This window comes from Pandoraea morbifera (genome assembly GCF_902459575.1).
Taxonomy (GTDB): Bacteria; Pseudomonadota; Gammaproteobacteria; order Burkholderiales; family Burkholderiaceae; genus Pandoraea; species Pandoraea morbifera.
On sequence record NZ_CABPSD010000001.1, the window covers coordinates 332392 to 358957 of the forward strand.

The following is a 26566-nucleotide window of genomic DNA, read 5'->3' on the forward strand; positions in this document are numbered from 1 at the left end:
GCAAGACATCCCCGACTATGCCGAATCAAGGAATTCCGTCCATGGCAAAACTCTTTGTGACGCCCGGTGCGCTCACGCTGGCGCAACTGCGCAACGTCTATCAGAACCCGACCACCCTCGCGCTCGACGAATCGGCTTACACGGCCATCGACCGGAGCGTGGCGTGCGTCGAAAATATCGTGAGCGAAGGCCGCACCGCTTACGGCATCAATACCGGGTTCGGACTGCTCGCGTCGACCCGCATCGCCCACGAAGACCTGGAGAACCTGCAGCGCTCGCTGGTGCTCTCGCACGCGGCCGGCGTTGGCACCCCGCTCGACGACGCGCTCGTGCGCCTGATCATGGTGCTCAAGATCAACAGCCTTGCCCGCGGCTTTTCCGGCATCCGGCGCAAGGTGATCGACGCCCTCGTCACGCTGGTGAACGCGCAGGTGTACCCTCGCATTCCACTCAAGGGCTCCGTCGGTGCCTCGGGCGACCTTGCCCCGCTGGCTCACATGTCGCTGCTGTTGCTCGGCGAAGGTCAGGCCCGTCATCGCGGCCAATGGATGAGCGCGCGCGAAGCGCTCGCCGTGGCCGGACTGGCCCCGCTCACACTGGCGGCCAAGGAGGGCCTGGCGCTCCTGAACGGCACGCAGGTCTCCACCGCCTATGCGCTGCGCGGCCTGTTCGAGGCGGAAGATCTGTTCGCGGCGGCCAGCGTCTGTGGCGCCCTGACCGTCGAGGCCATGCTCGGCTCGCGTGCGCCTTTCGATGCCCGCATTCATGACGCCCGCGGTCAACGCGGCCAGATCGACGCGGCGGCGCTTTATCGATATCTGCTCGGCGAGACGAGCGAAGTCGGTCAATCGCACGCCAGCTGCGAGAAGGTGCAGGACCCCTATTCGCTGCGCTGCCAGCCTCAAGTCATGGGCGCGTGTCTCACGCAGATCCGTCAGGCAGCCGAGGTGCTCGCCGTGGAAGCCAACGCCGTATCCGACAACCCGCTCGTGTTCTGGGAACAGGGCGACGTGATCTCCGGGGGCAATTTCCACGCCGAACCGGTCGCCATGGCGGCGGACAATCTCGCGCTGGCGCTGGCCGAAATCGGCTCGCTAAGCGAGCGCCGCATCTCGCTGATGATGGACAAGCACATGTCGCAGTTGCCAGCGTTTCTCGTGGCCAACGGGGGCGTGAACTCGGGCTTCATGATCGCGCAGGTCACGGCTGCCGCACTGGCGTCGGACAACAAAGCCTTGGCACATCCGGCGAGCGTCGACAGTCTCCCGACCTCCGCCAACCAGGAAGACCACGTATCGATGGCACCCAACGCCGGCAAGCGGCTCTGGGAGATGGCCGATAACGTCAAGGGCATCGTCGCGATCGAATGGCTCGGCGCCTGTCAGGGGCTGGACTTCCGCGAAGGCGTGCGCACGACACCGGTGCTCGAGCGCGCACGCGCCCTTCTGCGCCAGTCGGTTCCGTTCTACGATAAGGACCGCTATTTCGCGCCGGACATCGAAGGCGCGAGCGAACTGATCGCCCGGCGTGAACTGAGCAGACTCTTGCCGGCCGGTACATTGCCAAGCCTTTGACTCGCCTTTGATTCCGCCCTGCCGGGGCGAAACGAACAGCGATTCGCGCTCCGGCCTCATGACGCACGGGTGTCTTTCGTGCGGCGGTCGTCCACCGGGTGTCACGACCGCCGCCCCGACACGCCGACTTCCTCTGCCGCCCGCGCTCGCGGGCCGGTGAATCATGCTTTCAGGAGACAGCTTGAAAAACCTGCAACGCAATCTGAGCGCGCGGCACATCCGCTTCCTGGCGCTCGGCTCCGCCATCGGCACGGGCTTGTTCTACGGCTCGGCATCCGCCATCCAACTCGCCGGTCCCGCGGTCATCCTCGCGTACATCCTCGGCGGCGCCGCCGTCTACATGGTCATGCGCGCCCTCGGTGAGATGGCTGTGCGGGAACCGGTGTCCGGCTCCTTCGGACGCTACGCCCGCGACAATCTCGGGCCGCTGGCGGGGTTTCTCACCGGCTGGACGTACATCCTCGAGATGGTGATCGTCTGCCTGGCGGACGTGACGGCGTTCGGCATCTACATGGGCTTCTGGTTTCCGCACGTACCGCAGTGGATCTGGGTGCTCGGCATCGTGATGCTGATCTGCGGCCTGAATCTGTGCAACGTGAAGGTCTACGGCGAGTTGGAGTTCTGGCTGGCGCTGGTGAAGATTCTCGCCATCGCGGCGATGATCGTCGGCGGCGGCGTGATTCTGTTCGCGGGTGTGCAATTGCATGGCGACCACGCACCGGCGCTGAGCAATCTGTGGACGCACGGCGGCTTTCTGCCCAACGGCTGGGGCGGTCTCGTCGCATCGCTGGCGGTGGTGATGTTCGCATACGGAGGTATCGAGATCATCGGCATCACGGGCGGCGAGGCGAGGAATCCCGAGACGGTGATCCCGCGTGCCATCAACGCTGTGCCGGCGCGCATCCTGCTGTTCTACGTGCTCACGATGTGCGTGCTGATGGCGATCTTTCCCTGGACCGGCATCGGCAGCCAGGGAAGTCCGTTCGTGCAGATCTTCTCCGGACTCGGAATCCGCTCGGCAGCCGCGATTCTGAACGTGATCGTGATCTCCGCGGCGATCTCGGCCATCAACAGCAACATTTTCGGCGCGGGCCGCATGATGTTCGGCATGGCCGGACAAGATCAGGCGCCCGCGGTCTTTGCGGCAACGTCGCGCCACGGTGTTCCATGGGTCACGGTGCTCGTCATGACCGCCGCATTGCTCGGCGGCGTCGTCCTCAATTACCTGATTCCCGAAGGGGTGTTCCTGATCATTGCATCGATCGCCACGTTCGCCACGGTATGGGTCTGGCTGATGATCCTGCTCTCACAGGTCGCGATGCGTCGGCGTCTGCCTGCGCGGGAAGTCGCCGCCCTGAAGTTCAAGGTCCCGCTTTGGCCGGTCGGCCCTGCGCTGGCCATCGCCTTCCTGTTGTTCGTGATCGGCGTGCTGGGCTATCGGGACGACACGCGCGTCGCACTGTACGTCGGCGCGGGCTGGATCCTGTTGATGTCGCTCGGCTACCAGTTCGGTGTCAAACCCAAGCAAGCGCAACTGCGCAGCCAGATGCGCATGGAATGAGTCTCTTATGAAACGTACCTACTGGAAGCACTGCCACGTCGCGACCATGCGCGACGGTCGCTACAACGCCATCGAAGACGCCGTCATCGTCACGCGAGGCAAGCACATCGAATGGGTTGGCCCGCGCGGCGAGCGATCGGCCTCCGGCTCCGATATCTGCGTCGACCTGCAAGGCGCGTGGGTCACACCCGGGTTGATCGACTGCCACACGCATCTGGTCTTTGGCGGTAACCGAAGTCAGGAATTCGAACAACGCCTGCAAGGCGTGAGCTACGCCGAGATATCGGCGGCTGGCGGTGGCATCCGGCACACGGTGCGTCATACGCGCGACGCCACCGAGGACGCGCTATTCGTCTCGGCCCGCAAGCGTCTGCTGGCGTTGATGCGCGACGGCGTGACGACCGTCGAGATCAAGTCCGGTTACGGCCTCGATCTGACCAGCGAGCGCAAGATGTTGCGGGTAGCGCGGCGCCTGGGCGAATCGCTGCCCGTGACGGTAAAGACAACCTGCCTGGCCGCGCACACGGTCCCGATGGAGTTTGCCGGCAAGGCGGACGAGTATGTGAATTATGTCTGCTCGGAGATTTTGCCGACATTGGCCGAGGAGCGGCTGGTGGACGCGGTGGATGCGTTTTGCGAGACGATCGCGTTCACGCCGGCACAGGTCATGCGCGTACTGTTGCGTGCACAGAAGCTGAAGTTGCCGGTGAAGCTGCACGCCGAGCAGTTGTCGCCGCTGGGCGGCTCGAGCATGGCGGCCGAACTGGGGGCGCTGTCGGCCGATCATCTGGAGTACATGACGCCGGAAGACGCCGCCGCGATGGGACGCGCCGGCACGGTGGCGGTGCTGTTGCCCGGTGCCTTCCACATGTTGCAGGAGACCCGCCGCCCCCCGGTTGACCTGCTGCGCCGGCATGGCGTGGACATCGCGGTGGCCTCGGACCTGAATCCGGGAACGTCGCCCGCGCTGTCGCTGCGCCTGATGCTCAGCATGGCTTGCACGCTGTTCGGCCTGACCCCCGAGGAGGCGCTGGCCGGGGTTACGCGCAACGCGGCGAAGGCGCTCGGCATGCTCGAGACGCATGGGACGATCGAGGCCGGGAAGACGGCGGATTTCGTGGCATGGCAGATCGAACGACCAGCGGAACTCGCGTACTGGCTTGGCGGCGAGCTGACGTCGCGCACGGTTCGCAACGGCGAGTGGCGCGACCCCGCCTCGGCGTGACGCCGCCGCACGACACCCATTCAGGAGATGAAATCATGGCAACGCCATTGAAGCCGGCGCCGCAAAGCCTGCCGATCTGGCACGGACGCACCGACACGGGCGAGCGCGGCGACACGCGCCGGCTGTTCAATGTCGTCAATGAAATCGATTCGCGCGAGTCGGCGCCCCCTGCGGGCGCACGGGTGTTGCTCGGCTTTGCGTGCGACGCCGGCGTCAAACGCAATCAGGGCCGCATCGGCGCCGCCGAGGGCCCGTCAGCGATTCGTCGCGCATTGGCGAACCTGCCCGCGCATGACATCTGCACGCTGCACGACGCAGGCGACGTCACGTGCGAGGGCGATGCCCTGGAGGTTGCTCAACAGGCGCTGGCCGATGCGGTACGTCGTCAACTTGACGCCGGCGCACTACCGATCGTCCTCGGCGGCGGTCACGAAGTCGCCTGGGGAACATGGCAAGGCTTGCGCGCGCATCTCGACGCCATCGGCGATCGATCGCGCGTGCTGATCCTGAACCTGGACGCGCATTTCGATCTTCGTACAGCGCGACCCGGCACATCGGGCACCCCGTTCGACCAGATCGCGCAGGCCTGCGAATCCGCCTGCCTGCCTTTCGATTACGCCTGCTTCGGTGTGAGCCGCCTGAGCAACACCGCGTCGCTGTTCGAGCGGGCCCGTGCGTTGAGCGTGACCTACGTCGAGGACACCGAGATGCAGGATCGCCACCTCGACGCCCGCCTCTCGCAAATCGATGCGTTGATCGCCGATGTCGCACACGTCTATCTCACCATCGACCTCGACGTGCTACCCGCCCCCGTCATGCCCGGCGTGTCGGCCCCGGCGGCCTATGGTGTGCCCATGTCCGTGATCGAAGCCATCCTCACGCACGTGCGACGCTCCGGCAAACTCCGCACGGCCGACCTCGCGGAATACAATCCCCGCTTCGATCCCCAGGGCAACGGCGCTCGCGTGGCGGCGCGGCTCGCCTATCGGTTGCTCTAGCCGATCCCCGCTCCGCCATTCGCCGATGCGGTGGCGTGAATTCGCCGCAGGTCCTCGGGATCAGAAGCCGGGCGTGACATTTGCGCCGAACGCGCCCCTGCCGGTGCTGGATTGACTGGGCAATGCCGGCCTGTCGAACGGTGTGACAGCGCCTGTGGTCGATACTCGAGCGATAAAGCGGCTTGCAACACCGAGATGCGCCGTGAATCTCCCTGAATCGCTTTCGACGACGTCACGCCAGGCGAAGGCGCGCTTCGAGCCCGCCACCGTCGCGGTTGCGCAGTGTCAGACGCGCGTCCATCGCCTGTGCGAGCTGCTTCGCGATCGCAAGCCCCAATCCGGTGCCACCGGTGTGACGGTTGCGCGAGGTCTCCAGCCGCACGAACGGCGCAAACACCGCCTCCAGTTTGTCCTCCGGGATGCCCGGGCCGTGATCGGTCACCACGATCTCGATGCCCTCGTCGCAACGCACGACCGACAGATTGGCATCGCCCCCGTACTTCAGCGCGTTGTCGATCAGATTGCCCACGATGCGGCGTAACGCCTGCGGGCGCGTGACCACCGGCTGCCCGACGGTTCCCGTCAAGGTAACGGGTTGACCGGCGTCCGCGTAGTCGCAGACCAATGTGTCGAGCAACGCATCGAGATCGACCTTGCGAGGCGCTTCTGCGGCGCCATGGAGCGTGCGCGCATACGTCACCCCTTCCTTGACAAGCAACTCCATCTCGCGCAGGTCCTGTTGCAGGCGCTCGGCAGAGGATTCGTCTTCCATGGTGTCGACGCGCAGGCGCATGCGCGTGATCGGCGTCTGCAAATCGTGCGAGATGGCCGCGAGTATCTGCATGCGCTCGGTCATGTAGCCGCCGATGCGATCCTGCATCGCGTTGAATGCCCTCGCGGCGCGCGCCACTTCGGACGGTCCCTCTTCATTCAGGCGCTCGGCACGCAAGTCGGGACCGAGCGTATCGGCGGCATTCGCCAGCGCATTCAACGGACGTGTCGCCACGCGCACGGCCAGCCAGCAGCATCCGGCGATGAGCAGCAATTGCAGGACGAGCACTACAGGCAGCCAGCCGGAGAGCGGCAGTGTCGGTGTCGGGAACACGTCGATGGTCAGCGGCGAGCCGTCACGCAGGCGCAGATGCACCTGTAGGCGGTCGGCGTCGCCGGGCACGCTGCTCACCGTCAGCGGATAGGTCACGCCGATGGCGTCCCGAATCACCGCCGCGACCTGCGCGGCCAGTCCCGCATCGGGCGTGCCGCCGCTCGCACCCGGCCCCAGTTCGAAGCGGTAGCTGCGGCGTGCCAGACGCGGCAGCCACTGTGCACGTTCACTCGCCGGCAGATGATCGAGCAGCGCCACCGAACTGGCGACCTCGCTCTCGATGTAGACGCTCATCATGTTCGACGTGACGCGGTTGCGCTCGGTCATGGTGAGCCAGAACGACAGCGCCTGGGCAAGCGTGAGCCCGACCACGAGGATGAGCGCGAGGCGCGCAAACAGCGAGCGTGGCCAATGCCGCCAGCGCCATTTGCGCCATGCGCCCCGCGGCGAGGGACTGGGAGGCACGGTCGGCACGGGTGTCATGCTGGCGACGCCACGACCGTTACGGCCGCGCAAAACACATATCCTTCGTTGCGCAACGTCTTGATGTAGCGCGGTTCGCGCGCGCCATCGCGCAGGCGCTGCCGCAAACGGCTCACGAGCAGGTCGATGGAGCGGTCGAAGACATCGGCCTGCCGCCCTTGCGTGAGATTGAGCAGTTGGTCCCGCGTCAGCACCCGTTGCGGGTGATCGAGCAACACGCGCAGCAGTCGATACTCCGCGCCGCTGAGCGCCACTTCCGTGCCGTCACCGTCGAGCAGGTGTCGCGCGGTGGTGTCGAGCCGCCAGTCACCGAAGGCGAGCACCTCGGCGGTCTCGGTGACCTGCATGCCGGGTGGCAGCATGCGGGTGCGGCGCAGCACCGACTTGATCCGGGCGAGCAACTCGCGCACCGCGAACGGTTTGGCGAGATAGTCGTCGGCGCCCATTTCCAGACCGACGATCCGGTCGGTCTCCTCACTGCGAGCGGTGAGCATGAGCACCGGCACGGTTCGGAACTTGCCCGCGCGCAGCTCCCGGCACAAGACGAGACCGTCGTCGCCGGGCAGCATGAGGTCGAGCACGATGAGATCGGGGGCGCCGTCGGCGAGCACCGAGCGCATCTCCCGACCGTTCGCCGCCACGCTGACCCGCATGCCGTTCTTCTCGAGATAGTCGGCGAGCAGTTCGCGAATTCCGCGATCGTCGTCGACGATCAGCACATGATCGATTTTGTCCATGCGAGCGATTATAGCGACGGAGAAGTCGGCACACGGGCCCTGCCGGCGCCCGACGGGTCCGGCATGGCGCGCCTGCGTGCGCGCTCGGGCTCCAGGGTCACGCCGCGGAGGGTGGACGCCAGCTCGCATTGCAGCGGATGCAAGGCTTCCACGCTGAAGCCGCCCGCCAGAAAGGCGACGATGCCAAGCAGGCGTCTCATGCGTCCTCCACCACGGAAAGCCGTTGGCCATCGGCCACCGATGCCGTCATGGCATACGGATCGATACCCTCCAGACAGCCAATGTTCGCACGCCACATGCCGGGTGCCGTACGGGTCTCATGGAACGTATAGATACCGCAATGCCGGCAAAAATAGTGGCGTGCGACGCGCGTGTTGAATTGATAGCACGCCAGGTCGCCTTCGCCGGACAGGAGATGCAGTTGCGACGCGGGAAAAGCCGGCGTCATCATCGCCCCCTTGCGACGGCACAGGCTGCAATTGCAGCGGGCGGCCGGTTCGACGGGCGCTCTGACTTCGAAACGGACGGCTCCACAGTGGCAGGAACCTTGCAGCAGGTCGGACGACATCTCGTGACTCCCGGGTTGGCCCGCGCCGGTGGCGCGATCGCTGAGTGCTTTATAGAGCAAATGTCGAACGCGTTTGTATCACTGTGTATCCGAAGGCCGCCCGGATACACGACGTTGCCGAAATGAGGGGTTCCGAACACATGGCGGATACGCCCGGGCGATGCAATACGACTACCGGCACCCCAGGACGGATGCCGCTTTCGCGGCGATCCTCGCCGACCTTGCACGCCCACAGGAGATCACTGCCATGTTGACCGTACTCAGAAGTGCCTTCATCGCGCTCACGCTCGCCGGACTTGCCGCCTGCAGCCCATCTCAGGCGCGTCCGGCGACCGGCGGCGCCGCGCCGGAACTGGCCGGCATCGACAACTGGCTGAACAGCGCGCCGCTTACACTGCAGCAACTCCGCGGCAAGGTCGTGCTGGTCGATTTCTGGACCTACTCGTGCATCAACTGCATCCACACGCTCCCGTACGTGCAACAGTGGCACCGGAAGTACAAGGACCAGGGATTGGTCGTGGTGGGCGTGCACACCCCTGAATACGCCTTCGAGCGCGACACCGGCAATGTCCGTGACGCCATCCGCCGATTCGGACTCACCTATCCCATCGCCCAGGACAACCGCTACGCCACGTGGAAAGCCTACGGCAACCTGTACTGGCCCGCGTTCTATCTCGTCGACAAGTCCGGAAAGATCGTCTACACGCACTTTGGCGAAGGCGACTACGAGAAGACCGAGGCCGCGATCAAGGCGCAGTTGGCAACGGCACGGTAATGCGCGCGGCACACCATCGGGCCCACAGGCGTCGACTCATGCCGCGCCCCGCGGCGGCTCGCGGCATAGCACGTCGAAGCTCTGCGCCAGATCCGCCGGCGTTATCGCCGCGTGCTGGTCGAACATCGCTATCGTCTCTCGCTGCATGACATGTCCAATCAAGTAACTTTTGATGTTTCAAAATGTCATGCCAGGCCGTCGTTATTCAAGTCGCCCACCGAAAATGAGAGGCGGCGCTAAATATTGGCGTCCGGGAGTCGTTATTCCTCATGAACCCGCCGGCTTCCATACCGGTTCTTACAGACCTTCGGCAACGCCTGCCGATGCTTGCGGAAAATCTGGTGTCTTTGACGACAGCCCTCCCCCGATGACGGCCATCACCCCCCTCTCCCGTTCTGTAACGCTGGCAAGCGCGGAAATCGCCTCGCGCGCCGCCAGCGCGAGCGCCGCCGACGCGCCACCTGTCGCGACGGGCCCATCCGCGTCCACGTGGGTCACGCTCACGACTGCGCCGCCCCTTGCCAACTGGCCAACCTATACCCAGCCAGTCGCCAACGGTGCGACGTTGTATTGGCAGACACCGCCTTCGGATCCTCTGTCGTTGCTGATGTCTGGCAACGCCAGCACTCAAGCGCTGGGCAACCGTCTCGACAGTCTCGGCCGAAGGCTGCTGGATGTCATCGCGGGCGGCGCCACGGCATATTCACAAAGCGTGCTTCGCTCGCGTACCGTCGCCGCACCGTCTGCCGACGCGCTCGCGGTGCAGCGCACGCAACTCCAGACCGATGCGGACAATCGCTTCGCTCTGACGATCAAGACCGCGTCAGGCGCACAGGTAAGCGTGCGTCTGGGCAGCAGCGACGATGGGCTGTCGGCCGAGGTCGCCGTCACCAAGGGCACGTTGACGGATGCCGAGCGCGATCAGCTCGGCAAGCTCGCAGACGCCTTTCAACGCGCCGTCGATGGCCTGGCCAAGCAGCCGCCCGTCGTGGATTTCGGCGCGCTCACCGGCTTCGACACCGCCCTACTCTCGTCCGTCGACCTGTCGGCGACGCTCGGCGCCAACGGGACATCTGCGCAAACCATCGCATTCCACGCCGACGCGATGCAACGTAACGTCCACGTCGACGGCGCGAGCGGCCGATTCGAGGTCAACGTCGACCTGCAGTCCATGCAGGCCGTCGGCAGCCCGAAAGCACAGGCCGCGGCGCTCGACGCCTGGCTCGCCCGGTTCGATATCGCCCGGACACGCGGTAACGGGGACGCCTCGCTGATGCAAATGTTCAAGGGCGCCTTCACCGGGCTCAACGGCCACTACCCGCCGGCGCCGGCCTTGCCGCGCATCGCCCTGAGCAGCGCCGACAAGTCCGTGCTGAGCGGTCTGGCCGACTTCAGCGCGTCGATCTCGCAAACGACCTCGGCATCCAACCCGCTGCGCCCATCGGAAGTCGACGGGTTCGATTACCGGATCTCGCAGCATACGGATATCGGCGGCAAGGACACGCTCAACCGCACGGTCGCGCAACAAGCCGAGGCGACGCTCACGGCGAGCTATCACCGATCACTCTGGGCCGGCGTGCCGTTGAATCTGACGACCGATCCGAAATCGCAGAATTATGAATACGTGAAAGTGCACGACTCGGCAAACACCGACATTCAGGTCGGCTATCGGGACGGCCTGCCGGTCCGCGCCGCGGTGTACCGCAGCGCGGACCAGTCCACCGAGGTGCAGCGCTTCGAGATGGCCCGGCTGGTCAGCGACGTCATCACGCCGCAAGCGATGTCGCAGCGCAGCGACTTGACCACCCTGCTCGCTTCGATGCTGCGTAACGACGTTGCTCACCCGGCACCGCCCGCCGGCAGCGATGACGCCGAAGTCGACGACGCCGCCCGCGCCGAGATTCGCCGCCGGACCGCGCTCGAAATCGATCTGGCGCGGCTCGGCTCCGCGTCGTCGTGAGAGGTGATCCGCGACGCGCGATTGCGGTCGCGGAGTAAGATGGTGGGCAAATATTGATGAACCACGGGGATTTCCGGAGTTCTCGACCGCCCGATGTCAGAGACGACAGACGCGACCGACGCCCACCGAACCCTTCGTCCCGCAGCGGCGAACGTCGTCGACACCGACCTGCCCGCTCGCCTCGACCGCCTGCCATGGGGACGATTCCATACGCTGATCGTCATCGCCCTGGGCATCACCTGGCTGCTCGACGGCCTTGAAGTCACGCTGGCCGGCGCAGTGGCCGGTGCCCTCAGAACCAGTCCCTCGCTTGCCCTTACCAACGCGCAAGTCGGCCTCGCGGGCAGCGCCTACATCGCCGGTGCGGTGCTCGGTGCGCTCGGGTTCGGTTGGCTCACCGACCGGCTCGGACGCCGCAAGCTCTTCTTCATCACTTTGCTGCTGTATGTCGTCGCCACCGCCGCCACCGGTTTTTCATGGAGCTTCGCAAGCTTTGTCGTATTCCGTTTCCTGACAGGCGCAGGCATCGGCGGCGAGTACACCGCCATCAACTCGACGATCCAGGAATTCACGCCGGCGCGCGTACGCGGCTGGACCGACCTGATCATCAACGGCACATTCTGGGTGGGTGCGGCCCTGGGCGCCGCGGGTTCGATCGTGCTGCTCGCGCCCGGCACGTTGCCACCGGACTGGGGATGGCGCGCGTGTTTTTTCATCGGCGCCGCATTGGGACTCGGCATTCTGTTAATGCGTATGTGGGTGCCCGAAAGCCCACGCTGGCTCATCCTTCGCGGACGCGCGTCCGACGCCGAATCGATCGTCGGCGGTATCGAAAGATCGCTTCGCGAGCGTGGGCACGCGCTCGCACTACCCGACGGCCCACGACTGCGACTTCGCGTGCGGCAGGCCACGCCGCTTCGCGAGGTCTGGCACACGTTGATTCACACCTATCGGCAACGCTCGCTGGTTGGCCTGACCCTCATGACCGCGCAGGCCTTTTGTTACAACGCCATCTTCTTCACCTATGCGCTGGTGCTCACCGACTTCTATGGGGTGAGCGCGGCGCGCGTCGGCTGGTACCTCCTGCCGTTCGCGGCCGGCAACGTCCTTGGCCCGATCGTGCTCGGCCACTTCTTCGACGCGGTGGGGCGGCGCGTGATGATCAGCCTTACGTACGCCATCGCCGGCGTGCTGCTGGCGCTGTGCGGCTGGGGCTTCGCGCAAGGTCTGCTGAGCACGCTCACGCAAACGCTGGCGTGGTCGGTCATCTTCTTTTTTGCCTCGGCGGCCGCGAGCTCCGCGTACCTCACCGTCAGCGAGACCTTTCCGCTCGAGATCCGGGCGCTCGCCATCGCGGTGTTCTATGCCGTCGGCACTCTGCTTGGCGGCGTCGCCGGGCCCGCCCTCTTCGGCTGGCTCATCGACACGCAGCGCCGCGCCGACGTGTTCATCGGCTATCTGATCGGCGCGACGCTCATGCTTTGCGCGGCGATCGTCGCCGCGCGATGGGGCGTTGCAGCGCAACGGCGACCGCTTGAAGCCGTCGCCGCGCCACTCTCGGCATCGCCGCCCGACGACCATTGATGGACTCACCGACTCAGCGACTCGAACCGTGCGCCCCGGCGGTCGCGACAGCGGCACGCTGCCGATACCACACCGCGTACACGACCGAGAGCGCCACCACGAACGGCACACCGTAGAGCAACGTCATGCGAAACGCACCGGTGAAATAGGTGGTGACCAGGGTGGCAAGCATGAGCAGCGCGCCTGCGAGACTCGCATACGGATATCCCCACATGCGAAAAGTCAGGGACTTTGCGTCGTGCGCGCGTCGGAAATACAGATGGGTGACGAAGATCATCAGCCACGTGAACATCGCACCGAACATCGATACCGACATCATGAGCGTGAACGACGCCTGCGGCGCCATCACGTTGAGCGCCACGGCCAGCGCGATACCGATGGTCGAGAGCATGAGCGCCGCGACAGGAACGCCGTTGCGGCTCACTTCGCCGAAACGACGGGGCGCATAGCCCGCGCGCGACAGGCTGAACATCATGCGTGTGGTGATGTAGAGCTGGCTGTTCATGGCCGAGAGCGCGGCCACCAGGATCACCAGATTGATGACCCCGGCTGCACCCGGAATGTGCGTGGCCGCCATCACCTTGACGAAGGGGCTGCCGTCCTCGCCGGCGGCGTTCCAGGGCACGATCGCAAGCGTCAGGGCCAGCGTGAGCAGGTAGAAGAACACCAGTCGGAACATCGTGGCGCGAAAGGCGCGCGTGATCGCCCGCTGCGGGTCCTGCGCCTCGCCCGCAGCCACCGCGATCATCTCGATGCTCAGATAGCTGAAAATCGACACGATCACGGCCACCCACATGCCCCAGGCGCCCTTTGGGAAGAATCCGCCGTTCGCGGTGTAGTTCGCCAGTCCAATGCCGCTGCCCTGCGGCGCGTGCCACACGATATAGGCGCCAAGCATGAGGAACAACACGATGGCCGCGATCTTGAGCATCGAGAACGCATATTCGACCGCGCCGAAGACCTTGACGCTCGCCGCGTTGATCGCGATGAGCCCGGCCGAGAAGCCGACGATCCAGTACCAGCCCGGCACGCCCGGAAACCAGTACTTCATGTACACGGCGATGGCCGTGACTTCGGTGCCCACCGCGAAGACGATGGACGACCAGTAGGCATAGCGCACCAGAAACCCCGCCAACGGTCCGATATAGTGCTCGGCGTACGCGCCGAACGAGCCCGACGTCGGATGCGCCACCGTCATTTCGGCCAGGCACCCCATGAGCAGCAAGGCGATGACACCGCCGATGGCATAGCTCAGAAGCACGCTGGGTCCGGCAAAGCCGATGGCGAACGCACTTCCCAGAAACAGGCCGGTGCCAATGGCGCCACCGATGGCGATCATCGACAACTGCCCGCTGCTCAGGCCGCGATGCAGCCCCTTCTCTCGCTCGACAATGCTGTCGAAGCCCGGTTGTGTCGTACTCAAGTTCGTCTCCTGTGATTCGATGAGTGGTCGTTAAAAACTGTGTTCGATACCGATACCGATGCCCCGGTAGTGCGCACCCGGCGGCGCGCTGCCGTTGCCGGTGCCAAAGTTCGGACGCGGTGAAAAGCCATAGCCGCCCCACGCGCGGTTGATGACCTGGTAGTAAGCGAGATACACGTCGGTGAGCTTGGAAAAGTCGTAGCGGTAGCCGAGGTTCATTTGCGTCGCCCCGAGGCCGTCGGTGCTGCAAGGCACCCCGCCGGTGCGCGAGCAAACGCCGTCCATCGCGTAGCCACCGCCAATCCACACTGAGTGACGGCCGCCGCCGAACCAGTGCTGCACCATCGCGTAGACGGCGTCGCGCCGGTAGCGATCGAGGTTGCCGACGGTGCCGTCGTTGGTGCGATACGTCAGGCGGTCCCAGCCCGCGACCCATTTCGTGTTCGCGTAGGTGAAGACGATCAGGACCTTGTGGGCGTCGTCGCGCGAGCCCGTCGCACGCGAACCGACGTTCGACGGATTCGCCGACGGCGGGGCGCCGAGCCACGCCAGCCCGAAATAGTCCTTGTGCATTTCATACGCGTAGCGAACGCGCAGCCCGCCGTTCACATATTCCAGTCCAGCGCCGAAGACCTGCGGCGTGATATCGCCCGCTCGCGTGGCTACCGAACCGTTCGACAACGAGTACGAGAATCGCAACTGCAAACCGGCCCACTCAGGGGTCCAGTACTGAAGACTATTGCCCTGACGGCGGTTGAACGTGGCGTCGGCGGCACCATTGACACGCCCCGACTGCGTGGTTGTGTTCGGCACGTTGAAGCCTGGATTGCTCAGGATCGTGCTCAGATCGCCGGTATAGGGATTGCGCACCGGAGAACCGACCGCGAGCGTCGACCACTGGTACGGTGTGTCCCAGTTGCCCATGAACGCCGTGCCGAACGGGCCCTTGACGCCGACGTTCGAATTGCGCCCGGCAATGCTGCCGGTCGATTTGCCGTCGAAGGCAATTGGGGTCTCGATCTGCCAGATCGCGGCGTACCCATCGCCCAGATCCTCCCTGCCCCGCATGCCGAAGTACGAAATGCTCGACAGCAGGCGCGTCCCGCTCAGCGTCGGCGCGCTGACCGCGCCTGCCGGGGCCTGCGTCGGACGCGCGGCCGATGCCGGCGCGTGTCGTTCGCTCACGCTGACCCAATCCATCATCGGCGTGAGATGGCCATAGAGCTGCACCTGCGCCTGACCGGTCTGGCAAACGCCCATGCCCATCGCCAGGCCGATCAGCATGCCCGGCAGCCGTGTGTCGGCGCGCACCGGACGCCGGCGCGGCAAACCACGACGTAACTCCCGAAACTGCAACGGGCCGCGCATGTTCGCTCAGCCCGGCAACGTGAAGCCGCACGCGGCCAACTGCGCATGCAGCCGTTCGTGCTGTTCGGGCGTGAGTATCGAGAGCGGCGCCCGCACGCGTTGCCAGGTTGGATCGTCGCGCTGCGTCGCGAGCACGGCCTTGAGCGCAGCGATCATGGGGAACGACTGCACGATGCCGCGCACCGCGTCGGCCTTGGCCTGGAGCGCCGCACCGCCATCCGCTGCCCACTCGCGGCACAGTCGCGCAATCACCTGAGGATTGATATTGACCGTGGCGGAAATGCACCCCCTCGCGCCCTTGGCCGAGGCGCGCGACACGAGCGATTCCGATGCCGGGAAAATGCCGAAGCCGGGAAACGCGTCAAGCATTTCGCTCAGGTAATTCCAGTCGCCGGAGCTGTCCTTGATGCCCACGACCGTTTCAGGAAAATCGCGAATCAGCCGTTCGATCAGGGGCATTGTGATCGGCACGCCCGACAGTGCCGGGATGTGATACAGGTACACGCGCAGGCGCGAATCGGCCACTTGATCGATCACCCGAGCGTAGTAGGCGTACAGGCCATCGTCCGTCACGCCCTTGTAGAAGAAGGGAGGCAGCATGAGCACGCCGGCACAGCCATGCGCCACGGCATGACGCGTGAGCCTGACAGTCTCGGGCAACGAGCAGCAGCCGGTACCGGGCAACATGCGACCGGCGTCGAGACCATGCCCGACGAGATGGTCGAGCAGCGTCATGCGCTCGTGGCCGTCGAGGGAGTTCGCCTCGCTGTTGGTGCCAAATGGGGCGAGCCCCGCACCGTGCGAGAGCAGCCATTCGCAATGCGCGACAAAACGGGGGGCATCCGGCGTCCAATCCGCGTGAAACGGGGTGACGACGGGCGCAAACGCCCCGGTCAATTCGTGATCGACCATGACAGTTCCTGGAAGAGAGAGGGAGATGAACGGTGCCGCCCGGACCCGGCCGCAACAACTACGCAGCTCGGCGCGTCAGACAGCCGCGACCCGCATCAGGGCGACGGATCGATTTCGTGCAGGAATTGCAGAATTTCTCGGCCGAGCGAGTCGTCGCCCGTATCGAGGTGCGCCACGACTGACGTGTGGTTGTGATCGCGTACCTGCACGAAGCGGGGTGCGCGTCCATCGCGCAGCGCCAGGCGGTGGCAGAACTCGAATGCGTATGTGTCGAGATGCGGATTCTCGAACTCCGCAATGACAACCATTGCCGGCACCGGCATGGCATCGGCATGCGCCAACGGTGCGTCCGCGTCGTGGCGCTGCGGATCCTCACCGTAATACGCAATCACACCGGGCGCGTTCGGATTGTCAGGCAACACGTCGGCGCGCAAGCGTGCACTGATGAGCACCGCGCCCGCCACTTCCGGCATCGCCGGCCTAACGCGAGGGTCGCAAAGATAGCTGGCCACGTGCGATCCACCGGCCGAATGCCCGATCAACAGCATGCGTGACAGGTCGGCGCCGCCCTGCCCCGCATATGGGCTCACATGTTCGCGCACCCACCGAACGGCGGCGGCCACGTCCTGTGCGCCGCCGGGAAACGCGGCGTCCGGCGCGAGCCGATACTCCACGTTGACGGCGATGCAGCCATGACGGGCAAAGTAGCGTGGCACATTACCGTAGATCTGCGCGTTGGCGTTCATGTCTCCGCGCACGAAGCCGCCGCCGTGGACGAACACGACGACCGGCGCGGGCGAGTCGGACGACACCTCCGGGCGGTAAATGTCGAGCCGGTGGCGGACATGCGGACCGTAGGCCAGGTCCCGCTCGACGACGTATCCGCGCGTCGGCGCCTGCGCGAGCAGCGGCGTATAGGCGTCGATCACCGCACGGCGCCCGGCCGCGATGTCCTGTGCCCAGACGGGCCCGATTTCGCGCATTCGCGCCCTCGCCAGTTGCCACTGCGCCGCCATCAATAAACCCCCATCAATTGCGAGAGCTGCGCGATGTAACCGGCGTAGCGCGGATGCTGCTTGATCGTCTGCGGCGAGCGCGGACGCGGAAGATCGATCACGACCTCCTGCTGCACCTTGCCGGGACGGGCCGACATGACGATCACCCGGTCCGACAGGAAGACCGCTTCCTCGATACTGTGCGTGACGAGCAGCACCGTCTGCCGATGTTCCTGCCAGATGCGCAGCAGCTCGACGTTCAGGTTGTCTCGCGTGAGTGCATCGAGCGCGCCGAACGGCTCGTCCATGAGCAGCACCTTCGGTTCCAGCGCCAGGATCTGTCCGATCGACGCGCGCTGACGCATGCCGCCCGACAGTTCATGCGGATGATGCTCGGCGAACTGCGAGAGCCCCAGCATCTCCAGCAACGCCTGTACCCGCGGCTCGCTCGTCTCCCTCGGGATCTTGCGCAAGCGCGTGCCAAGCATCAGGTTCTGCCGTACCGTCAGCCAGGGCAGCATGTTGCTGGTCTGGAATACCACGCCGATGTCGGGCACCGGACGCGATACGCGCCGGCCCGCCACGCGGACCTCGCCGCCATCGTGCGGCACCAGTCCGGCCACGATGCGCAACAACGTGCTCTTGCCGCAACCGCTCGCGCCGAGGATCGACACGAACTCACGATCGGCGATCGAGATCGATATGTCGTCGAGGATCCGCACCGGCGCGCCCTTGCGCTGCTTCGCCGCATAGGTCTTCTCGACGTGGCGGACTTCGATCACGGTATTTGCGCCGTGCGCAGCCGACGCCGCACCGGCGCTCCGCTCCTGCGGTGCGTCATGCTCCGCCGGATCCGCCGCGCGCGCGGCATGCAATTGCGCAACCGTACCCGTCGCATTGCTCATACATTGATCCCCCGCCACCAGACAAACCTTGCCAGACGCTCGATCGTCCAATAAAGCACCACGGCCAGCAGCGTCACCATCAGAATCGCCGCGAACATGACGTCGGTGCGCGCCGCCGCCGACGCAAACACGATCAGGTGCCCCAGGCCCTCTTCCGAGCCGATGAACTCGCCGACGATCGCCCCGATGACCGCGAGCGGCATGGCGATCTTCAGACCGTCGGCGAACGCGGGCAGCGCTGCCGGCAGATACAGCCGCCAGAACGTGTCCCACGGGCTCGCGCCCAACGCGCGGAAGTGCTCGTCGAGGTTGCGCGCGACCGACGCGAGCCCCCCCATCGTGGCGACCACGACCGGAAAGAAAGCGAACAGGAAGGTCGACGCCAGCTTCGACGCAAAGCCATAACCGAACCACACGATCATGAGCGGTGCGAGCGCGATTTTCGGCATGCTTTGCAACGCCGTAACCAGGGGATACAACGTGCGCCGTGCGAGCGCGCTGTAGCTGATGACCACGCCGATCACGAGTCCGCCGGCCACGGCCGCGATAAAGCCCGTCAGCACTTCCACCGTCGTCACCCAGGTGTCGGCGAGCATCTGCGGGTGGACTTCCCAGGCCGCACGAAAGATGGCCGACGGCGGGGGCATGAGGTACGACTGCACCTTGAAGTACGTCACGGCCAACTCCCACAGGGCGAGCAGCACGCCCCAAAATACGATCGTCTGTGCGATGCGTTTCATTCGATGTCTCCTCCGGAAGTTCGGGCGGCTAGGCCTTGCCGCCCGACTTCTCCTTGACCATGCCAGGCGGTGGCGGCACGACGAAGCGCTCGAAGCGGAACCGGTCGAAGCTCTCGATGTTGCGCTCCCACACACGGGGCTCGTACGGATGCTCGGCGTCGATCTGGGTCATCTCGCAGTACAGCTCCACATTGTTGCCGTCCGGATCCTTGAACACGAGGAAGTAATTCGCACCCGGACCGTGCCGTCCGATGCCGCGCACGATCTCCACGTCGTGCGCGCGCAGCACTTCCACGGCCTGCTCCATCTCCTCGACGCTGTCGACGAGATAGGAGAAGTGCTCCATGCCCGGGCGGCTGTAGCGCGGCAGATCGTCGATATCCGGCGAGTCCTTGGGAATCTGCGAGAGCGCGAGGTCATGGTGATCGCTCGCGGCGCGCAGGAACACCATCTGGTCGCCGATCCAGTCGGAGACGGTCAGTCCGAGCACCTCGGTGTAGAACTGCGTCGATTTCCGGATATCGCGCACGACCAGCACCAGATGGCCGAGACGCCGGGGATTGAGTTTGGGTTTGGGGCTTGTCATCTCCACTCCTTGCATGGCTTCGACGCGCGAGCTCATTCGACGAACTGATTGGTATAAAGGTCGGTCGCCTTGAGCGTCGGGGACAGATGGAACGCCTCGCGCACGAACTTCGCCGTCGATTCCATGCGCGGCACCGGCAACCACCCCGGCTTGTGACCCTGTGTCTCGCGATCGCTCTGCAGCGCGGCCATCTGCCGGATCTGCTCGGTCATCACCTGTTTGTCGAGCATCGGGTACTGCGAGGCGATCACGGCGGCCGACGCGTCCGGGTGCTCGCGCATCCAGGCATAGCCGCGATAGGTCGCCTGCACGAAGCGGCGCACGACATCGGGCTTCTGCTCGATCATCTTCTCGGTCGTCACAATGCCGTTGCCAACCATGTCGAGCCCGAAGTCGCGATAGCGCAGCGAACCGATCTCCCGACCCTGTCGGGCCGCGAGCGACTTGAGCACCGGCAGGTTCGCGCCCTCCCAGCACTCGGTCAGATCCACCCGGCCCTGCAGGAATGAGGGATTGATCGTCGACGGATCGAGTCGCAGCAGCTTGATGGACGTGGGCGGCAGGCCGTTGGCCTCGAGCCAGGCCGGCACGATGTTCTGCAGTGGCGACGCGCCGCCGCCGCCCATCGACAAGCCCTTGAGATCGGCAGGCTTCGCAAGCGTCCTGCCCGGCTTGACGAGGTAGCAGATCGCACCGGGCCACACCGCGTTGATCGAGCCGACCATCTTCGTCTTGCCACCCTGCGCGCGGTTGAGCATCACGCTGATCGGATCGCCATAGCCGAACTCGAACAGCCCCTGATCGATCTCGTTGACGGTGCGCTGCCCCCCATGCCCGACGACAGCCGACACCTCCAGGCCCACGTCGCGGTAGTAGCCCTTGTTGATCGCGACGAGCACGCCGCCGGTACTGCCTTGCGGCAACCACGAAAGGTTGAACTTCACCTTGTCCTGCGCGGCGACCGGCGTCGCCCACAGCGCTCCCGAACCGGCTACGCCGAACGCACCGACGCATGCGAGCGCCGTCCACCAGCGCCTTGCCCACTGCCACTGCTGCATTGCTGCCTCCTCCAGACCGCCGCGAGAACGGCCGTTGTTATTTGTGCTGTGCCACGACGCGGTTCTCGATGACACCAATGCCCTCGATCCCCGCGACCATCACGTCACCCGCCTTGAGATACACGCCGCGACCCATGCCCACGCCGGTCGGCGTGCCCGTGGCGATCAGATCGCCGGGTTTGAGCGTGAGAATGCCGGACAGGTAGGCGATCTGCTCCGCGATATCGAAGATCATTCCCGCCGTCGTGTCGTTCTGCATCGTTTCGCCGTTGACCGACAGCGTCATGCGCAGATTCTGGGGATCGCGAATGACGTCGCGCGGCACAAACCAGGGCCCCAGAGGAGCGAAGGTATCGAAACTCTTGCCGCGAAACCAGTCGTGCGTGAACGGATAGTCGGTACGGCGGTTCAGATCTCGTGCGCTCACGTCGTTGATGACCGTGTAACCGGCAATCCACTCGTGCGCCTGTTCCACCGGGATGTGGCGGCCGGGACGGCCGATCACCACAGCGAGCTCCACTTCCCAGTCGACTCGCTCGGCGTGCGGCGGCAGCACGACTTCCGTGTCCGTGGCCGTCACACTCGTCTCGGCTTTCATGAACATGTACGGCGAGCTCTCGCTGCGCGGCGCGAGCTTGGTGCCCATCTCGGCCGCGTGCTCGTAGTAGTTCGACGCGGTCGCGAAAATGCGCCCGGGCTGGTACGGCACGCACAGGCGATAGTCGCCAGTGGCGAGCGCGCCGATCTTCGCAGGCACGCCGGCGTCCAGCGCACGGCGCACCGCCGCGTCCAGTGCTTGGCCATGCACGTACCAGTCCGAAATCACCGACGTCAGGTCCTGCGCCACAGCGAGCACGTCATCCGCATGCGATTCGTGCAGCACCGCCGCCAGATCGTACAAACGCCCGTGCTGCACCAGCGCCGTGCGGCGGGCGGCACCCGCCCCCGGCGCCAGTGATTCATAAGTTGCGATGCCAAACCAGGTCACACCTTCCTCCTTGTCTTCCTAGTGGGAGCCGATCGCGTTTTCCCCCATCGGCTGTCTTTTTGATTGCCATATGCAGATACAATACATAGCATATGTATACATAGCAACTATTTTGTATTTAATTTTTTCATCCTAACGATCGGGACGATTGACACCGCCATGACCGATGCACCGCTGCTTCTGAACTTCATTGCGCTTGAGGCCACCGCGCGCGAACAATTGCTGGCCGCAGGCTTTCGTCTTCACGACGTCGATGTGCATCGAACGCGGATCGAAGACATCGTGTTCGCGCCGAACGTGCGCTTGCTACTGACCAACGGCACGACCGGACTGAGCGCCGCGCAAATGGATGCGCTGCCTCGGCTCGAACTCGTGTGCGCCTTCGGCGCGGGCTTCGAGAACGTCGACCTGGCCGCGGCCACCGCGCGCGGCATCGCCGTCGCTCATGCCCCCAACACCAATGGCGAGACGGTTGCGGATCACGCGCTGGCCTTGATGCTTGCAAGCGCGCGCGGACTCATCACCCTCGATCGCGCCGTGAAAGCCGGAGGCTGGGGCCGGCACCGCGCCCCGCGTCCCACCCTCAACGGCGCACGGCTGGGCGTCGTGGGCCTTGGCAACATCGGACACGCGATCGCCGTGCGCGCGCAGGCCTTCGGCATGTCCATCGGCTATCACACTCGCACGCCGCGCACCGAGTGCCGCTGGGATCACTTCGAGAGCGTTGGCGCACTCGCCGATGCCAGCGACTTCCTGGTGCTTGCCTGCCCCGGTGGACCTGCCACGCATCACCTTGTCGATGCCGACGTGCTCGCAAGGCTCGGTCGCGACGGCTTTCTCGTGAACGTGGCGCGCGGCAGCGTCGTCGATACCGCAGCCCTGATCGAAGCGCTGTGCGACGGCGTGATCGCCGGTGCAGCTCTCGACGTCTTCGAGACCGAGCCCGACGTGCCGTCCGCATTGCGCATGCTGGAGAACGTGGTGCTCACACCGCACATCTCCGGTCGCTCTCCCGCCGCGCTGCAGGCGCAGATCGACCAGCTGCTCGCGAACCTGCATGCGCACCTCGCGGGCACGCCACTGCCTGCGGCGGCAAACACGATCGAGCGCCGCCACGCCGGCGCGTAAAAAGGAAGCGGGCAACCGGGAGACCATCGGAGGTTGCCCGCTTCAACACTTCACGCTTTGGAGGCCCTGTGAAGTCGTCTGCGGCGACGGCACGACAAGTCGTGCCGCGCAATCGCGAAGCTCAACGCGCCGGCCAGGGCTTGGCCGGCGCTTTCATCACCGGCTCGCCAAGCAGCGGGCTCGACAGTGCGTAGGCGCCGTTCTCGGTGAAGGCCCACATGATGTTGCGGTCGTACTCGGTGTACATCGCGAACACCCCCTTGCCGAGCGTGTAGACGGGCAGTTCCGACTCATCCGCCAGACCCGGTACGAAATATCCCGCAATGCTCGGCTTGGCAGGGTCCTTCACGTCGAAGATCTGCACGCCCGCGTTGTAGAACGAATATGGCACGATGCCCTGGCGCCACGTTCCCGGTTGACCGATCGAGTTAGACCGCTTTGGACCGAAATTGCCACCGCGCTGGCAGAAACTCGTGAACGGCGCGCCTTCGGGCACTTCCGGCTCGGGTAGCTTCGCCGCGACCTTCATGTGGGCCGGATTACGTGCGTCGACCACGAAGATGTCCTTGTACGGCTCATAGCAGTCGCGGTTCATCGGATAGCCGCTGGTGAGCACGTAACCGGTGCGCTCGTACTGGCTCACATCCGCGTTGTCGTACTCGGTGCCCGCGAAACTCGGCGCCGTATTCACGTTACCCAGCACCTTCGGGTGGGCCGGATCGGACAGGTCGAACGACCACAGCCCCAATCCGCCCATCGCGCCGAAGCCCACCTTGCCGCCCTGCTCCAGCGGCTTGGGCAGGAAGATCGGCATGCGCGAGCCCATCCAGGACGTGCGATTGCCTGCGCGCGGATTCTGCAAATAGGCCTGCTCGTGCTCGGCGTTGCCAAGGATCTGGCCCGGCACCGAAATCTGCGAAACGAACTTCGGGTTGGCCGGGTCCGACATGTCCCAGACCTGATAGCCCGGCGAGTAAAGGTAGTTCGGATATTCGGTGAGCGCGTAGCTATCGTCCGGCGCGGCCGAGAGGATCATGTACTTGCCGCCGTAGAACTCCGGCGAATCGAGCGAGCCCGAGCCCTGTTGCTGGCCGATGGGCGCGTTCGGGTGCCGGTAATCGGTCGTGCGCGTGGCGATGAGCTTCCAGTCCGACGGCAGCGGCCCGTTCATCTCGAACACCCGGAAACCCTTGAGCGAGTTGTAGTTGCGCTGCGCGGCAACCTTTTCCGGCTCTTTCGACTTGTCACGCATGAGGCCGTAACGCCCGATCTCGAACGACGCGACGAGAATCGGCTTGCCGAGCTTCTTGTTCCACACGATGGTGGCGCCGCCCAGATAGTCGTGCACATTGTTCGGATCGAACTTCTCGCTCGATCCCTTCGGGCCCCACACGCCGCCCTTGGAGAACACGACCTTGCCGTTTGCCGGGTCGGTCACATCCATGATGCGCAGATAGTCGCGATCGTGAATGTACAAATAGCGCTTGCCATTGAAGTCGGCGATGTTGTTCCATGCATGGAACGGCGAGCCCACCCCCGGATAGAAGGCCAGCACCTTGACGTTCTTCGTGTAGCTTTTGTTGTCCCAGTTCGCGAGCTCACCCGGGAAACGTTGCCCGGTGTGAACCTCGGGCGTGGCCTTTGGCCAGATGAACTTGCCCGTGGCCGGATCCATGCCGTAGTCGACCCCCGCCTTGAGCGGCTTGGGTTCGCGATCCGGCGTGAGGCGCAACCAGCCGGCCAGGTAAGGGTCCTTGACGTTCGGCGTGCCGGGTGTGCCCGAGGGTTGCGCCGGAGTGGCGGCGGCCGGGGCCGGTGCGCTGTCGGGCGCAGAGGCGTGCGCGGCGAGCGTCATCGTGAGCGCCGCGAGCACTGCGGTAGCGGTCAACGACACGCCGAGTGTCTGCTTGCGAAACATGTCTTCCTCCTTCGTTTCAAAAATCGTCCCGTCGGCGCAAGGCGCGCACCGACAACGTGATGGCATGCGTGCGAAGCTCCGTCAGAACGCGTGCCGGATGCCGAACTGCACCCCGGACGGGTTCTGCGTGCCGGTCGGTCCGACCTGGAAGGTCACCGGGTAATGCACCGTCGTATCGTTGCTGTGCTGCACGCGGGCATACGTGGCGTAGAGCGTCGTGCGCTTGGACAGGCCGTACATGTAACCCACCACGAAGCCATTGGCGTTCGAGAGGGCCTTGTTGTCGTCGTCCTGACGATGGACGAAGCTCGCGTAGAAGCGATGTCGATCCGTCAACGCGTAGCGCACGCCGGCCTGGATATCCCAGCCGCGCACGTTGAACGCAACGTACGGTGGGTAGGCGTAGTAGCCGTTGTAGGTGTGATAGATCAACGTTGGCTCGACGCTACCGAACCGGTACGTCGCGGCGAAGTAGTTGTCGCGCGATGAGCGGATCTGGCTCGATGAAAAGATGTCGCGTGTGTATTGCAGCTCGCTCACGGCGCCGAGAAAGATGCCGCCGTTGCGATATTCGAGCCCTGCCGAGTAGAAGCGGCCCGAGCGCGTGCCGTCGCCCACGCCGGTGGTTGCCATGAAGCGTCCCATCAGGCCATGCCAGCGCGGCGTGTTGTACTGAATGGCGTTATCGACGCGATACGACGCGTAGAAGAACTCCATGTTGTTGACCATACTGAAGTCGGCCGCCCAACTGGGATCGGCATAGCCCGCGATCCAGTAAGACGGGGTGAACTGGCGGCCCAGCGAGAATTCGCCCCACGGTCCCTTGATCCCCACGAACGACTGGCGCGCCTGCACCGACTGGGTGCCAGTGTTAGCGGAGAACATCGGTTCGTAGGTGAAGAACGCACGGTTGCCGCCGCCGAGCTCCTCGTAACCGCTCAGGTTGAAGCGGGAGTTGTTTAGGCCGCCGCTCGAAACACGTGTGACCTTGCCGCCATTCGCCCCCGAACCCCACAGCTGCTCCAGATTCAGGTCTACAAATCCCGAAAGCGTGACGCCCCCGGTCGATTGCGCGTACGCACCGCCCTGCATTGCGCCCAGCAGCAATGCACACAACACTCGCTTCTTCATGCCGTCTCCTGAAATTTCTCGTTGTTGTCGCGGCGCCCCCCTTCATCGACTTGCCGGGGATGTCTGCCGTCCGTCCGTTGTATGTATACAATCTTTAAAATTATTATACATAGCAAAGAAATTGGATTTCTACCGCTATTTGCTTATACAAACGGGCGATTTTGTTATAGCGGGTTACCCCTGATGGCCTTTCCTGGCCGACGACAAGGTCACCGCTCGAGCATGATCAGGACGATGGCGGGGACCGGCCCCGCCGTGGTGTCATAGTCCGTTGCGATCGGCGTGGAGGCCCTCGTGGCGCAGCTTCGGCGACTCGTCCCTGCCCGAGCCATCTCGCGATGCGCCACCCCAGCCGAGGGCAGTCACGTCGAAAATGACGCCGTTCGGATCGAAGAACTTCACTTCGTAGAAGATATTGCTCTTCACGGGCACCTCGCCCATGTAGTAGCGGCCGCCGGCAGCCTCGATCCTCGCGCGTGCGGTGTCGACGTCGTCGACCCAGATGCCGATGTGGTGCAGCCCCACGTACTCGCGTCCGCGATCGCCAGCGGCCTCGTCGTTCTTGTAATTGAGCAGCGCCAGGTTGATGACGCCGTCGGACAGATATACGCCGCGCGCGAGCGACGAATCCGTCTCGCCGACTTTCTTGAAATCGAACGCCTGCATGTAGAACTCCGCCGCCTTCCAGGGATCCGGCACGGAAAGCGCGATGTGACGTAGTTGGGCCATGGTGAGATGTCTCCTTCAAAGTGAGATGTCAGCTCGTGCCGGAACGCCCGGCAGAGGCTTTATGTATACTATCTCAGTCATTTGCATTCAAAAACGTATTTTTGAATGCAATGAG

Annotated in this window: 24 protein-coding genes; 8 read left to right on the forward strand and 16 right to left on the reverse strand. The window is 64.7% G+C overall.

The genetic code is table 11. The features are described from left to right. The first annotated feature begins 41 nt into the window (after positions 1–41). The 4 genes from hutH (at position 42) to hutG (ending at position 5358) form a co-directional block, all read left to right on the forward strand. The gene (hutH, locus tag PMO31116_RS01430) at positions 42–1574 is read left to right on the forward strand and encodes a histidine ammonia-lyase (RefSeq protein ID WP_150565127.1); all 1533 of its coding nucleotides are present in this window, start codon (positions 42–44) and stop codon (positions 1572–1574) included. 181 nt (positions 1575–1755) lie between these two features. Next, positions 1756–3135: an amino acid permease gene (locus tag PMO31116_RS01435; RefSeq protein WP_150565128.1), complete on the forward strand. Its 1380-nt coding sequence runs from the start codon at positions 1756–1758 to the stop codon at positions 3133–3135. A 7-nt stretch (positions 3136–3142) separates the two neighbouring features. Beyond that, positions 3143–4360, forward strand: a complete 1218-nt coding sequence (gene hutI, locus PMO31116_RS01440) for an imidazolonepropionase (protein ID WP_150565129.1) — start codon at positions 3143–3145, stop codon at positions 4358–4360. Positions 4361–4395: 35 nt separating this feature from the next. After that, the gene (gene hutG, locus PMO31116_RS01445) at positions 4396–5358 is read left to right on the forward strand and encodes a formimidoylglutamase (RefSeq protein WP_150565130.1); all 963 of its coding nucleotides are present in this window, start codon (positions 4396–4398) and stop codon (positions 5356–5358) included. Positions 5359–5590: 232 nt separating this feature from the next. Here hutG and PMO31116_RS01450 read toward each other — a convergent pair whose 3' ends face one another. Genes PMO31116_RS01450 through PMO31116_RS01465 form a run of 4 tightly spaced genes read right to left on the reverse strand, consistent with a single transcriptional unit; the run spans position 5591 to position 8251 of the window. Further along, positions 5591–6946, reverse strand: coding sequence for a sensor histidine kinase (locus PMO31116_RS01450; RefSeq protein ID WP_150565131.1), 1356 nt, complete (start codon positions 6944–6946; stop codon positions 5591–5593). Next, positions 6943–7683 (reverse strand): response regulator, encoded by a 741-nt coding sequence (locus PMO31116_RS01455; RefSeq protein ID WP_150565132.1) that lies wholly within the window; start codon positions 7681–7683, stop codon positions 6943–6945. Before PMO31116_RS01455 ends, PMO31116_RS01450 begins: the two co-directional genes overlap by 4 nt. A gap of 8 nt (positions 7684–7691) precedes the next feature. Then, positions 7692–7883 (reverse strand): hypothetical protein, encoded by a 192-nt coding sequence (locus PMO31116_RS01460; RefSeq protein ID WP_150565133.1) that lies wholly within the window; start codon positions 7881–7883, stop codon positions 7692–7694. Next, positions 7880–8251: a GFA family protein gene (locus tag PMO31116_RS01465; RefSeq protein WP_150565134.1), complete on the reverse strand. Its 372-nt coding sequence runs from the start codon at positions 8249–8251 to the stop codon at positions 7880–7882. The genes PMO31116_RS01460 and PMO31116_RS01465 overlap by 4 nt, the downstream gene beginning before the upstream one ends. 247 nt (positions 8252–8498) lie before the next feature. On the opposite strand from PMO31116_RS01465, the gene PMO31116_RS01470 reads away from it, so the two are divergent. The 3 genes from PMO31116_RS01470 to PMO31116_RS01480 all read left to right on the forward strand — a co-directional run bounded on the left by PMO31116_RS01470 (position 8499) and on the right by PMO31116_RS01480 (position 12570). Then, positions 8499–9026, forward strand: coding sequence for a thioredoxin family protein (locus tag PMO31116_RS01470; protein WP_150565135.1), 528 nt, complete (start codon positions 8499–8501; stop codon positions 9024–9026). Between the two features lie 367 nt (positions 9027–9393). Beyond that, positions 9394–10986: a lactate dehydrogenase gene (locus PMO31116_RS01475; RefSeq protein WP_150565136.1), complete on the forward strand. Its 1593-nt coding sequence runs from the start codon at positions 9394–9396 to the stop codon at positions 10984–10986. Between the two features lie 93 nt (positions 10987–11079). Continuing rightward, positions 11080–12570: an MFS transporter gene (locus PMO31116_RS01480; protein WP_150565137.1), complete on the forward strand. Its 1491-nt coding sequence runs from the start codon at positions 11080–11082 to the stop codon at positions 12568–12570. Positions 12571–12583: 13 nt separating this feature from the next. Here the strand turns inward: PMO31116_RS01480 and PMO31116_RS01485 are convergent, their stop codons facing one another. The 9 genes from PMO31116_RS01485 to PMO31116_RS01525 all read right to left on the reverse strand — a co-directional run bounded on the left by PMO31116_RS01485 (position 12584) and on the right by PMO31116_RS01525 (position 21545). Then, positions 12584–13993: an amino acid permease gene (locus tag PMO31116_RS01485; RefSeq protein WP_150565138.1), complete on the reverse strand. Its 1410-nt coding sequence runs from the start codon at positions 13991–13993 to the stop codon at positions 12584–12586. 30 nt (positions 13994–14023) lie between these two features. Next, positions 14024–15361: a porin gene (locus PMO31116_RS01490; protein WP_150565139.1), complete on the reverse strand. Its 1338-nt coding sequence runs from the start codon at positions 15359–15361 to the stop codon at positions 14024–14026. A gap of 6 nt (positions 15362–15367) precedes the next feature. After that, positions 15368–16273: a dihydrodipicolinate synthase family protein gene (locus tag PMO31116_RS01495; protein ID WP_150565140.1), complete on the reverse strand. Its 906-nt coding sequence runs from the start codon at positions 16271–16273 to the stop codon at positions 15368–15370. Between the two features lie 95 nt (positions 16274–16368). Next, positions 16369–17256 carry an alpha/beta hydrolase gene (locus PMO31116_RS01500; protein ID WP_246185095.1) on the reverse strand — a complete coding sequence of 296 codons (888 nt, stop codon included), beginning with the start codon at positions 17254–17256 and terminating at the stop codon, positions 16369–16371. 32 nt (positions 17257–17288) lie between these two features. Continuing rightward, positions 17289–18173 carry an ABC transporter ATP-binding protein gene (locus tag PMO31116_RS01505; RefSeq protein ID WP_246185096.1) on the reverse strand — a complete coding sequence of 295 codons (885 nt, stop codon included), beginning with the start codon at positions 18171–18173 and terminating at the stop codon, positions 17289–17291. Continuing rightward, positions 18170–18913 carry an ABC transporter permease gene (locus PMO31116_RS01510; RefSeq protein WP_150565142.1) on the reverse strand — a complete coding sequence of 248 codons (744 nt, stop codon included), beginning with the start codon at positions 18911–18913 and terminating at the stop codon, positions 18170–18172. Before PMO31116_RS01510 ends, PMO31116_RS01505 begins: the two co-directional genes overlap by 4 nt. Before the next feature lie 28 nt (positions 18914–18941). Further along, on the reverse strand, positions 18942–19499 hold the full coding sequence (locus PMO31116_RS01515; RefSeq protein WP_150565143.1) for a VOC family protein: 558 nt from the start codon (positions 19497–19499) through the stop codon (positions 18942–18944). A 32-nt stretch (positions 19500–19531) separates the two neighbouring features. Continuing rightward, positions 19532–20557, reverse strand: a complete 1026-nt coding sequence (locus PMO31116_RS01520) for an ABC transporter substrate-binding protein (RefSeq protein WP_150565144.1) — start codon at positions 20555–20557, stop codon at positions 19532–19534. Positions 20558–20594: 37 nt separating this feature from the next. Then, the gene (locus PMO31116_RS01525) at positions 20595–21545 is read right to left on the reverse strand and encodes a fumarylacetoacetate hydrolase family protein (RefSeq protein ID WP_150565145.1); all 951 of its coding nucleotides are present in this window, start codon (positions 21543–21545) and stop codon (positions 20595–20597) included. Positions 21546–21704: 159 nt separating this feature from the next. Here PMO31116_RS01525 and PMO31116_RS01530 point away from each other — a divergent pair, with 159 nt between their 5' ends. Beyond that, positions 21705–22673: a 2-hydroxyacid dehydrogenase gene (locus tag PMO31116_RS01530; protein WP_174970718.1), complete on the forward strand. Its 969-nt coding sequence runs from the start codon at positions 21705–21707 to the stop codon at positions 22671–22673. 121 nt (positions 22674–22794) lie between these two features. Here PMO31116_RS01530 and PMO31116_RS01535 read toward each other — a convergent pair whose 3' ends face one another. The 3 genes from PMO31116_RS01535 to PMO31116_RS01545 all read right to left on the reverse strand — a co-directional run bounded on the left by PMO31116_RS01535 (position 22795) and on the right by PMO31116_RS01545 (position 26451). Then, a complete protein-coding gene (locus PMO31116_RS01535; protein ID WP_150565146.1) occupies positions 22795–24591 on the reverse strand; it encodes an LVIVD repeat-containing protein in 1797 nt (598 codons plus the stop codon). An 81-nt stretch (positions 24592–24672) separates the two neighbouring features. Next, positions 24673–25722, reverse strand: coding sequence for a porin (locus tag PMO31116_RS01540; protein WP_150565147.1), 1050 nt, complete (start codon positions 25720–25722; stop codon positions 24673–24675). Between the two features lie 261 nt (positions 25723–25983). Next, positions 25984–26451, reverse strand: coding sequence for a VOC family protein (locus PMO31116_RS01545; RefSeq protein ID WP_150565148.1), 468 nt, complete (start codon positions 26449–26451; stop codon positions 25984–25986). Between the last annotated feature and the right edge of the window lie 115 nt (positions 26452–26566).

Coding starts and splice junctions, on each gene's coding strand:
- PMO31116_RS01500 (WP_246185095.1), bottom strand. CDS start 17,256: ATGCGCGAAATCGGGCCCGTCTGGGCACAGGACATCGCGGCCGGGCGC.
- PMO31116_RS01495 (WP_150565140.1), bottom strand. CDS start 16,273: ATGGTCGATCACGAATTGACCGGGGCGTTTGCGCCCGTCGTCACCCCG.
- PMO31116_RS01475 (WP_150565136.1), top strand. CDS start 9,394: ATGACGGCCATCACCCCCCTCTCCCGTTCTGTAACGCTGGCAAGCGCG.
- PMO31116_RS01535 (WP_150565146.1), bottom strand. CDS start 24,591: ATGTTTCGCAAGCAGACACTCGGCGTGTCGTTGACCGCTACCGCAGTG.
- PMO31116_RS01540 (WP_150565147.1), bottom strand. CDS start 25,722: ATGAAGAAGCGAGTGTTGTGTGCATTGCTGCTGGGCGCAATGCAGGGC.
- PMO31116_RS01460 (WP_150565133.1), bottom strand. CDS start 7,883: ATGAGACGCCTGCTTGGCATCGTCGCCTTTCTGGCGGGCGGCTTCAGC.
- PMO31116_RS01480 (WP_150565137.1), top strand. CDS start 11,080: ATGTCAGAGACGACAGACGCGACCGACGCCCACCGAACCCTTCGTCCC.
- PMO31116_RS01510 (WP_150565142.1), bottom strand. CDS start 18,913: ATGAAACGCATCGCACAGACGATCGTATTTTGGGGCGTGCTGCTCGCC.
- hutH (WP_150565127.1), top strand. CDS start 42: ATGGCAAAACTCTTTGTGACGCCCGGTGCGCTCACGCTGGCGCAACTG.
- PMO31116_RS01465 (WP_150565134.1), bottom strand. CDS start 8,251: ATGTCGTCCGACCTGCTGCAAGGTTCCTGCCACTGTGGAGCCGTCCGT.
- PMO31116_RS01545 (WP_150565148.1), bottom strand. CDS start 26,451: ATGGCCCAACTACGTCACATCGCGCTTTCCGTGCCGGATCCCTGGAAG.
- PMO31116_RS01530 (WP_174970718.1), top strand. CDS start 21,705: ATGACCGATGCACCGCTGCTTCTGAACTTCATTGCGCTTGAGGCCACC.
- PMO31116_RS01450 (WP_150565131.1), bottom strand. CDS start 6,946: ATGACACCCGTGCCGACCGTGCCTCCCAGTCCCTCGCCGCGGGGCGCA.
- PMO31116_RS01505 (WP_246185096.1), bottom strand. CDS start 18,173: ATGAGCAATGCGACGGGTACGGTTGCGCAATTGCATGCCGCGCGCGCG.
- hutI (WP_150565129.1), top strand. CDS start 3,143: ATGAAACGTACCTACTGGAAGCACTGCCACGTCGCGACCATGCGCGAC.
- PMO31116_RS01490 (WP_150565139.1), bottom strand. CDS start 15,361: ATGCGCGGCCCGTTGCAGTTTCGGGAGTTACGTCGTGGTTTGCCGCGC.
- PMO31116_RS01470 (WP_150565135.1), top strand. CDS start 8,499: ATGTTGACCGTACTCAGAAGTGCCTTCATCGCGCTCACGCTCGCCGGA.
- PMO31116_RS01515 (WP_150565143.1), bottom strand. CDS start 19,499: ATGACAAGCCCCAAACCCAAACTCAATCCCCGGCGTCTCGGCCATCTG.
- hutG (WP_150565130.1), top strand. CDS start 4,396: ATGGCAACGCCATTGAAGCCGGCGCCGCAAAGCCTGCCGATCTGGCAC.
- PMO31116_RS01520 (WP_150565144.1), bottom strand. CDS start 20,557: ATGCAGCAGTGGCAGTGGGCAAGGCGCTGGTGGACGGCGCTCGCATGC.
- PMO31116_RS01455 (WP_150565132.1), bottom strand. CDS start 7,683: ATGGACAAAATCGATCATGTGCTGATCGTCGACGACGATCGCGGAATT.